This window comes from Microcoleus sp. S13_C3, assembly GCF_036700905.1.
Lineage (GTDB): Bacteria > Cyanobacteriota > Cyanobacteriia > Cyanobacteriales > Microcoleaceae > Microcoleus.
In genome coordinates, this window is the sequence record NZ_JAUBPT010000226.1 from 1 (window position 1) to 10134 (window position 10134).

At 44.7% G+C, this 10134-nt stretch carries 8 protein-coding genes; 6 read left to right on the forward strand and 2 right to left on the reverse strand.

From position 1 onward, the window contains the following. The first annotated feature begins 208 nt into the window (after positions 1-208). Positions 209-667, forward strand: coding sequence for a 50S ribosomal protein L9 (gene rplI / locus QUA16_RS33875; protein WP_333108796.1), 459 nt, complete (start codon positions 209-211; stop codon positions 665-667). A gap of 389 nt (positions 668-1056) precedes the next feature. Then, complete coding sequence (locus QUA16_RS33880; RefSeq protein WP_333108798.1) at positions 1057-5160, forward strand: replicative DNA helicase; 4104 nt, start codon at positions 1057-1059, stop codon at positions 5158-5160. 92 nt (positions 5161-5252) lie between these two features. On the opposite strand, the gene QUA16_RS33885 is transcribed toward QUA16_RS33880, so the two are convergent. Together QUA16_RS33885 and QUA16_RS33890 are read right to left on the reverse strand one after the other, a co-directional pair. After that, positions 5253-5840: an FKBP-type peptidyl-prolyl cis-trans isomerase gene (locus QUA16_RS33885; RefSeq protein WP_333108799.1), complete on the reverse strand. Its 588-nt coding sequence runs from the start codon at positions 5838-5840 to the stop codon at positions 5253-5255. Positions 5841-6119: 279 nt separating this feature from the next. Next, on the reverse strand, positions 6120-6446 hold the full coding sequence (locus QUA16_RS33890) for a phasin family protein (RefSeq protein WP_333108801.1): 327 nt from the start codon (positions 6444-6446) through the stop codon (positions 6120-6122). Positions 6447-6662: 216 nt separating this feature from the next. Here QUA16_RS33890 and QUA16_RS33895 point away from each other — a divergent pair, with 216 nt between their 5' ends. The 4 genes from QUA16_RS33895 to QUA16_RS33910 all read left to right on the forward strand — a co-directional run bounded on the left by QUA16_RS33895 (position 6663) and on the right by QUA16_RS33910 (position 9722). Beyond that, complete coding sequence (locus QUA16_RS33895) at positions 6663-7019, forward strand: zinc ribbon domain-containing protein (RefSeq protein ID WP_333108803.1); 357 nt, start codon at positions 6663-6665, stop codon at positions 7017-7019. A gap of 203 nt (positions 7020-7222) precedes the next feature. Beyond that, the gene (locus QUA16_RS33900) at positions 7223-8188 is read left to right on the forward strand and encodes a BadF/BadG/BcrA/BcrD ATPase family protein (protein WP_333108805.1); all 966 of its coding nucleotides are present in this window, start codon (positions 7223-7225) and stop codon (positions 8186-8188) included. Positions 8189-8560: 372 nt separating this feature from the next. Beyond that, positions 8561-9217, forward strand: a complete 657-nt coding sequence (locus tag QUA16_RS33905) for a hypothetical protein (RefSeq protein WP_333108808.1) — start codon at positions 8561-8563, stop codon at positions 9215-9217. A gap of 37 nt (positions 9218-9254) precedes the next feature. After that, a complete protein-coding gene (locus QUA16_RS33910) occupies positions 9255-9722 on the forward strand; it encodes an MgtC/SapB family protein (RefSeq protein ID WP_333181690.1) in 468 nt (155 codons plus the stop codon). Positions 9723-10134: the final 412 nt, after the last annotated feature.

Consider the following 10134-nt stretch of genomic DNA (forward strand, 5'->3'; position numbering starts at 1 on the left):
TCATTCTCTCCCGGCGCGGTGGCTCTAGTTCTTCTTTTGCCACCGTTCTCATCTTTGGCTAGTCTAAACTACAGTAATTGAGAATGGTGCAATATCTCAGTTACATCCGTTACATCCGTTACATAATCCGTTGCCGAACTCCCTTGCTATCGCCCCTCAAACTTCGCTATTATAAAAAGTTGCAGTTAAAACCCCACAACCCACGATCATGGCCAAGCGCGTCCAATTAGTTTTAAATAAAGATGTCAGCAAACTCGGCAAAGCTGGCGACGTAGTAGAAGTAGCCCCAGGCTACGCCCGCAACTATCTAGTACCCCAAGGAATGGGATTTAAAGCCACTCCGGGCATTCTCAAGCAAGCAGAGCGCCGCCGTGAAGAAGAAAGACTGCGCCAGCTAGAGCTCAAGCAGCAAGCTGAAGTCCGCAAAACCGCCCTCCAATCGGCTGGGCCTTTCATCATCTCCAAGCAAGTTGGCGAAGCAGACGCGATTTTTGGTACTGTCACCAACCAAGAAGTAGCAGAACTGATTTTCAACTCTACCAGTCAAGAAGTCGATCGGCGCGGCATCACTCTGCCCGAAATTCGCCAAACTGGTACATACAAAGCTGAAATCAAACTACACGCAGAAGTTACTGCCGAAGTTGATATTCAAGTTGTTCCGATGTAATTAAGAGTCATCAGTCATCAGTCATTAGCCATTAGTTGTTAGTCATTAGCTAACAACTAAGCACTGCTAAGTAAGGACTCAATAACGCTAACTTGCAGATTGAGAACCGGAGCATCTCTCCAGAGAGTAAGAAGCATTTTTTCAGGAGTGCGAGATCGAGAGAGCGTGAGTCTGGTATAAACGCGAGCTCGCGACAGAGCGCACTCCTACAAAACCTTACACTGATAATAACTAATGACCCCGCCGGAAAAACGGACACAAGCCCCGACGCTCATGAGAGTCGAACCTAAAATTTTAGGCTCTTGTTCAAGCTCCCAGATTCATCTGTAGAGTAAATCTAAAATCTAAAATCTAAAATCTAAAATCGACTGACTGAGGACTATTGACTAATGAGCGATTTGATGCCGACAAATATAGAGGCAGAAGAAGCAATTTTGGGGGGAATTTTAATTGACCCCGAAGCTATTTCCCGAATTGCCGAACTGCTGCGACCGGAGTTTTTTGCCATCACCGCTCATCAAGTCATTTATCGATCGGCATTAGGGCTATTTTTACAGGGCCAACCTACCGATTTAATGACGGTAACAACTGCGCTAACCGACCGCAACCAGTTAGAGCAAGTAGGAGGACTAACTAAATTAGCACAATTAGTCGATCGCACAGTTTCCGCAGTCAACATCGACCAATATGCAGTTTTAGTTGAAGACAAATATCAGCGCCGCAAATTAATCGAAGCTGGCAACAACATAGTACAATTAGGTTACGAGACGGCAACACCACTAGAAACAGTCTTAGACCGCGCCGAACAAGAAATTTTCAGCATCACTCAAGAACGTCCGCAACAGGATTTAGTATCGATCGGCGAAACATTAAACCAAACATTTCAAGACCTAGAAAATCGCAATGAAGGCCTCACACTTCCCGGTATTCCGTGCGGTTTTTATGACTTAGATGCTATGACAGGAGGCTTTCAGCGATCGGATTTAATCATCGTTGCAGCCAGGCCGGCGATGGGCAAGTGCCAAGCAGCCTCTACCGTAATAGTAGAAAGTGATGGAACTGTTTCTAGTATAGAACAAATCTATCAAAAACGTCAAGCTGAATTACTAACATTAGGAGAAGATTGGCAATTTCACCTAACTAGACCATCAGCTTTTATAGATGATGGAATTAAGCCTGTATTTCGGGTTACAACAAGACTGGGACGATTTATAGAAACTACAATTACACACCCATTTTTAACAATTAAGGGCTGGCGGCAGTTGAGGGAAATACAAGTAGGCGATAAGATTGCTGTTCCCCGCAGGATGAATGTTTTTGGTAAAGAAACCATCCGAAACTGTGAAGTTAAATTATTGGCTTATCTAATTGGCGATGGGTGTTTGACACGCAGCGCGCCTAAGTTCACCAATGGAAATACTGCTATACTACAAGATTTTGCTGAAGCTGCTACTAGCTTCGGAGGTCTTAAGCTGCGATTCAGCGAGCAAGGGAAGCGCACACCAGAATATTGTATAATGGGCGATCGAGAAAGTTACACAGATAGTATAAAAAACTTTGGTTATAATTTAGAAACAATCCTTTTAAAACGAAATTTTGACTCTAAAAAATTAGCGCTAGAATTGGAAGTTCCACCGCGATTAGTCCGGTCTTGGGTGGAAGGAATAGCATTTCCCAATCAAGAATTATTTAGTGGCATTTGCAGAGTTTTAAGAGTAGATCCAGAACACCTAGCCGATGAGGGAATGGATGTTATTAATACAAGTCATAAAAATCCCCTGAGAAATTGGTTAGAAAAGTTAGGTCTGATGGGAAAAAATGCTCATGAGAAAACTGTACCAGAAATAGTTTTTAAATTGGAGCGATCGCAAGTTGCCCTTTTTCTCAACCGCCTCTTTTCAACAGACGGCTGGGCAACCCTACTTACCAGCGGTCAATCTCAACTAGGCTACTGTTCTGTCAGCGAAGGACTAGCCAGACACGTACAGCATCTACTGCTGAGATTTGGCATCATTGCCGCCCTCAAAAAGCGTTCTGTCAAATACAAAAATACTCGCAGACCAGCTTGGCAAATCGATATTACTGACGCAAAGTCCATCAAAACATTCATATCAGAAATTGGTATTTTTGGCAAAGAGGTAGCATTATTTAAAGTAAAAGAAGCATTAGAAAATAAAGAATACCAAACTAACCGCGATTTAATTCCTGTCGAGGCCTGGGAATACCTAGCATTAGCAAAAGGCAACGAATCTTGGGCATCCTTAGCAAAACGCGCAGGCATCAAAGGTAACTCAAATATCCACGTTGGTAAACGTGCGCTGTCCAGAGAAAGATTCTTAGTTTTAGCAAATGCTTTAGATAATTTGTGGCTGAAAAGACTGGCAGATAGCGAGGTTTACTGGGATGAAATAGTTTCTATCGAACCGATGGGAAACAAGCAAGTCTATGACTTAACTATCCCGGAGACGCACAATTTTGTGGCTAACGATATCTGCGTTCACAATACAGCTTTCTGTACCAACATCGCCCACCACATCGCCGCTGGACAGCAGAAATTGCCGGTTGCCGTTTTCAGCTTAGAAATGTCGAAAGAACAGCTAGTGCAGCGTATCCTGTCCAGCGAAGCGAAAATAGAAAGTAACAGGTTGCGATCCGGTAGAATCAGTCAAAACGAATGGGAACCAATCAGTACAGCCATTGGCAATTTATCAGAACTACCACTATTTATTGACGATACTCCCAATATTACCGTCACAGAAATACGATCGAAAGTCCGCCGCCTCCAAGCAGAACAAGGCGGAACCCTAGGATTAGTCTTGCTAGATTACCTGCAATTAATGGAAGGTACCAGCGACAACCGCGTGCAAGAACTATCTCGAATTACCAGAAGTCTTAAAGGTTTAGCCCGCGAACTCAACGTGCCGATTATTGCCTTATCTCAGTTGAGTCGGGGTGTGGAAGCCAGGACAAACAAGCGGCCGATGATGTCTGATTTACGCGAAAGCGGATGTCTCGGTGGCGATAGTTTAGTTACCTTGGCGGATAGTGGATTAGAAGTCCCGATTCGTGATTTAGTCGGCAAATCTGGCTTTGCTGTTTGGGGATTAAATTCAGATACTCTGAAACAGGAAAAAGCGATGGTGACTAATGCTTTTTGTACTGGAGTCAAGCCCGTCTGGGAGATGACGACTTGCTTGGGAAATTCGATTACAGCAACAGGCAATCATAAGTTCTTTACATCAGATGGTTGGAAGCGGTTAGATGAATTAAAAATAGGCGATCGAATTGCTACACCTCGATCAATTCCTTGTAGTGAAGTGCAGACGATGGGTAATGCTGAATTAGCTTTACTAGGACATTTAATTGGTGATGGTTGTACTTTACCCCGACATACCATTCAGTACACGACGCGAGAATTAGATTTAGCTGAATTAGTTGCACATTTGGCTAGAGAAGTATTTGGTGATAAAATTAATCCCCGCATTAAACGCGAACGCGATTGGTATCAAGTTTATCTCTCCGCTAGTTATCGTCTCGCTCCCAATATTAAAAATCCGATTACTAAATGGCTCGAACAATTAGAAATATTTGGTTTACGTTCCCATGAAAAATTTATTCCCAGTTTAGTATTTACCCAACCGCAAGAATCGATCGCTCTTTTCCTTCGACACCTATGGGCAACTGATGGTTGTATCAAACCGACTAAAGGGAAGAAATGTCTTTATCCAGCTATTTATTATGCTTCTAGTAGCGAGAAGTTAGCCAGAGGAGTCCGTTCTCTGTTGCTTAGACTGAACATCAATGCGGCTGTCAGAGTTATTTCTCAAGGTAAAAAAGGGCGCGCACAATATCAAGTTTGGTTAGGAGGGAAATCAGACATAGAAATATTTGCGAATGTAATTGGTGCAGTTGGTAATTATAAAAGATCTAGTTTGGAAGAGGTAAAAATATATTTAAATAATGCTGATAGTGGGAAGACTAATCGGGATTTAATTCCGAATGAACTTTGGCGAACTCAAGTCAATTTTGCCCAAAAGCGCCTTGGTTTAACCGTCAAACAGATGCAAGATTGCTTAGGTATGCGTTATTCAGCCACAACGGATTACAAATGTGATATTGGTCGAGAACGCGCATATCAGTTGGGGAATATTTTGGATGCCGAAGAGATATTCAAGCTAGCTGTTAGCGATATCTATTGGGATAAGGTGAGAGAAATCAATTTTTGTGGCGAAGAAATGGTTTACGATATGACAGTAGAAAATATTGAAAGCTTTGCCACACAAGGTTTGTATGCCCATAATTCCATAGAGCAAGACGCCGACTTAGTAATTATGCTCTACCGCGATGAATACTATAACCCTGATTCGCCCGATCGCGGAATTGCAGAAGTAATTATTACCAAACACAGAAACGGGCCCACAGGAATCATCAAACTATTATTTGACGCCCAATTTACCTGCTTTCGCAATCTGGCATCTCCGAAGCGATCGTAAATCAACCAGAACATACACAAAAACCCGGTTTCTTAAAAAAAACCGGGTTTCTAAACACCGTAAAAGTTTTACGTTTAATTAGATTGAGCTACCTAGCCACCGATTCTCAACAATTCCACATCAAAAATCAGCGTAGCATTAGGAGGAATCACCCCGCCCGCACCGCGAGCACCGTAACCGAGTTCAGGGGGAATAATCAACTTGCGGCGGTCTCCAACTTTCATCGTACCGACACCTTCATCCCAACCCTTAATTACTTGACCTACGCCAATTTTGAACTGAAAAGGAGAATTGCGATCGCGCGAACTGTCAAACTTCGTGCCATCCTCCAAAGTTCCCGTGTAGTGTACGACAACCGTCTGCCCGGTTTTTGGAGTCGCCCCCTTACCCTCTGTCAATTCAACATATTTCAGACCTGAATCTGTGGTGACAGTTTTCTCAGTATTATCAGTCATGTCATTGCCAGCGATAGTAGCTGGTACCTCTGGTAAAGTAGCATCAGCTACTAGCAAGCTATTTTCATTCAAAGACTGCGCTGACAACTTCTCAATAGCAGTCTCGGGTAAAAGATTGTTCAATTCGGCTGCAACTGCTTGGGACCCAGAACCGCCCATTTGAGCGACTATCAAAAACAAAAAGCAAACCAGCATTACTCCCAAGCTGACTAGAACTCCTCGCAAAATTAATCCTCCTAATACTTTTAACCGCGATATCTCAGATATCTAAGACATCTAGTACAACAAGAACTACCAAATGTTATCTGAACTTTTCCACCAAAAAACGGCAGGTACCAGATAATTTTCAAGGCCAAAGTATGAAGTCAAAATGTTTGTAATTCTACATAAATGGCTTCTACATAAGTGCCTTTTTTAGCCTTCTGCCTTCGGGTGACAATCTTATCACAAGATAGCAGCGAACTTCTCGCGGGCGTTAGCGAAGCTTGCAGAAGAGGATCGAACTCAGCGCCAGTTACGGTTTTCTAAATCCCGCATCTGACGTTCCAAACGATCGAGCCTTCCGCGCAACTCATCCATTTCCGACTGTCGGGGGACTCCCATATCTTGCAGCATATTCCGTAGTTGCCGCTGCAACTGCGTCTCCCAATTGCCCTGTTCAGACTTGAGGTGCTCGGTCATGTCATCGACAAAGGTTTTGGCTTGCTCGGAATTGATTTTGCCATCTTTGACCCATTGCTCGCTGACTTCCTGCAATTTCTCTGCCACCAGGGAGGTAGTACCAATGCCCAGCATTACCAGTTGTTTGAGTAAGTTGCTATTGTTATCCATAGATTTTTCCTAATGTTGGCCCTTTCATACCCGATCGGCTCAGGTCGCCTGCTGTCGCTGCGAAACCATCTGTAAACTTAAAGTTACATCAGCGCACACCTACCTTTCTATTTTGGAGCATCCAGCCGCCTGATGGCGAGGCGATCGCCCATTCTCGGCGTTCGGAAAACCCCCTAATGAGCCTACCCACCACATTACCCCATCACCCTGCTGTCTATGCCTGATTGCCCCCGCTGTCACCAACCTGTAGACGCCCAAGCGCTCGCCTGTCCACACTGCAAAATCCCCCTCAAAGCTTTCGGTCATCCGGGTATCCCTCTTTATCGATCGAAACCCGAAGAATTTCTGTGCACTACCTGTATTTATCACGAAGACGACACTTGCAACTACCCGCAGCGTCCCTTTGCCAAAGAATGCACGCTTTATCACGATCGAGCTGAGCCACTTGTGCCACAGACGAGCCCTTACAGCAGCGGCGGCTGGCCACAATCAATCAAAAATTGGTGTCAGCGCCATCTGGTTTGGTTAGCATTATTAGGTTTAATTATTATTAGCATTGCTCTCTCGATTTAATCTCACATCTTGCACCATTCTGAAGAACAGGCTTTCCGGCCTGTTCCACAGGAGATTAATTTTCTTGTGGAACAGGCCGGAAAGCCTGTTCATAAAAGGCTTATTGACAATGGTGCAACATCTCAGTTTAATCTGATTGTACAAAGCGTAGAATAGAGAGATATCTGTTAATCTGGGTTGCTCTATTATTCTCTAAATTATTCATGAGCTACGTATTCGGCATCGACGGCGGCGGCACTAAAACAATCTGCCTTTTAATGGATGACAACCACCTTGTTTTAGGACGGGGTGAAGCAGGGCCGTCAAATTATCAAACCCTGGGAATTGAGACAGCCAAACAATCCATCCAATTGGCGATCGAACGAGCAGTTCTGTCCGCTAAAATCGAGACGAATAGCAATCTCAACATAGAAGCAATTGGTCTGGGACTAGCAGGAGTCGGGCGTCCCAAAGATCGTGAAATAGTGCAATTTGTAGTGCAGAACTTGCAGTTGACAAATACTTTACCAGTAACCCGATCGTTCCTGCCCAGGAATATAGTAATTAGCAGCGACTGCGCGATCGCACTTGCTGGCGGTACAGGTTATCCAGTGGGTATCGCCGTTATTTCAGGAACCGGTTCGATTGTTTTTGGGCAAAACCATCAAGGGAAAACTAAACGAGTCGGGGGTTGGGGATATATTTTAGGCGATGAAGGCAGCGGATATAACATCGCCCTTCACGGTTTGCAAGCTGCTTTGAAGTTCTATGACGGACGCGAAGACTTTACCGTCCTTGCGGAAAAATTTCAAACGCATTTAGGCCTCAGTAACCTAGAAGAATTGGTAGAAGTCGTTTACGGGCGCGGTTGGGGAGTCAAAGAAATTGCTGCTTTAGCGCCGATTGTCGATCGAGCCGCAGCAGAGGGCGATCGCGTCGCTGACTGCATTATCAATAATGCTGTGGCCGAATTAACCTATTCAACAAAAATAGCCATTTCAGCGCTATTTAACCAAACAGAAGAATTTGAAATTGTGATCGTAGGAGGTGTGTGGGGCGGAGAGGCAAATTGCCGAGGTCGGTTTGAAGCCGCCATAAGTGCGATCGCCCCAAAAGCTAAGGTAATTTCGCCCCGATACGAACCAGCTTTCGGTGCTGGATTGCTAGCCTTAAACGCTCTCAACAATTAATTGTTGACTGTTGACTGTTGACTGTTGACTGTTGACTGTTGATTGTTGACTGTTGACTGTTGACAAGCGAAATATTTTACACCTACTTTCCAGCTTCCAGATTCATCTGTGGAGTCAATTCTAAAATCTCAAATCTAAAATCGACTTGCCGGTGAGTATTTCAATATCTTCCTTATCTTCCCGATCGCCCCTGTATTGGGGATTTTCTCGATTTTTCCAAATTTTCAACTTCTGGATTATCAACCTTATCTTCCCAACTTGTAGAATTCCAGCCTGCCATAATCAAAACATCAGATGAATGCGAAACCAGAAACAAATTTAGCAGTAGTGCGTTCCTAAGTAAACAAAAACCGAAGCAAGGAGACAATTTATATGATTACTTCTCAAAAATGGCGTTCAGCAACAGCAGCAATCCTCGCACTGGGCATTACAGTGGGAACCAGCGCGCCGCTGGTGGTAGCTACTCCCGCAGAAGCCCAACAACGAATTTCCCAATTTGATAGCATCCGAATTCCGTCGGGCAGTGTCATTCCAGTTAGCTATGAAAAAGACAAAATAGTTGTCACCCGCGAAGAAACTGCACCTTTAACTTTAACAGTAGCGCAAGACATCCGCACACCTCAAGGCCGAGTATTAATCCCCGCAGGCAGCCAGATAGTCGGGGCACTGCAACCTGTCAGAAGAGGCAATCAAATCGGTACTCAATTTGTTGCCAGAGAGTTAATTATCAGCCGCCGCCAACGCTATCGGATTGACGGAAATTCAGGAATTATTACCAGAACCGAAAGAGTCCAAAAAGGTGCTGGCACAGGTTCAGTAGCGCAAGGTGCAGCCTTGGGTGCTGCTGCTGCGGCTGCACTCGCAGGCATTACCGGCGACAAAGCGATCGCGACTGAAGAAGTATTAGGAGGCGCTGGGATCGGCGCTTTAGCTGGAGTATTGTTGGGGCGGCGCAGCGTTGACGTGCTCGTGATTCGCCCGGAACAAGATTTGGCAGTGAGATTGCGATCGGACATCGTGCTCCGCTAATATTGGAATCTTCGGATTAATTATTTGCAGTAAAACATTGTCGATCGCTAACTTGTGGTCTCCCGATAATTGGCTAGGCATACTATTAAGGTTGTGCCTAGCCATGTTTGTTGGCGGAATTATTGGATGGGAGCGCCAACTCCGGCACAAACCAGCGGGGTTGAGAACTCATATGCTAGTAAGTATGGGTTGTGCACTGTTTGTTTTAATGCCGCTGGCAATGGGTAAAAATGAAAACGGAGGAGATGCTGTAGCCCGCGTAATTCAAGGCATTGCGGCCGGGATTGGGTTTTTGGGAGGCGGAGAAATCCTGCGGGAATCTCAGAAGGAAAGAGGCAAACCGGAAGTTCACGGGCTTACCTCTGCCGCCGCTATTTGGGTATCAGCAGCTTTAGGAACTGCGGCAGGATGCGGGTTGTGGCAACTGGCATTAATTGGCGCTTTAATGTCGCTGTTTGTTCTGAGAGTAATTAAAGAGTTAGAGCGTCGGAGTCGTAGGAAATAGTCTTAATAAGGATAGAAAATCGGGTATTATAAGCGTTATAACGTTTGTAGTTACGGGAAGTACGAGCGAGTTTTATGACGGTCAAAGTCCTCACTACCAACTAATTTTATTGCGGTCGATGGAGGGTAAATAATATTAGCTGTTTCATACCAAGTCCAGTTAATCATTGAGCATAAATTGTTGGCCCTCATCCCAGCCATACCTCTCAAGAAAGTGAAAAAGGGGCCTTACACAATTTGAGGATGATTATTGTGGGCATTGGTGTCAACTTAACGTTAAACCCTCATTCCGGCAGGGGTTTCAACAAGAGTCTCAAAGCCAAAGTCCTCGCTATGAGGACTAATGAGTTCTTCAGTCCTCTTTGAGAGCGTTTCACGGAGGCCCAGCACCCGTTATGAATCAAAGAAACTCT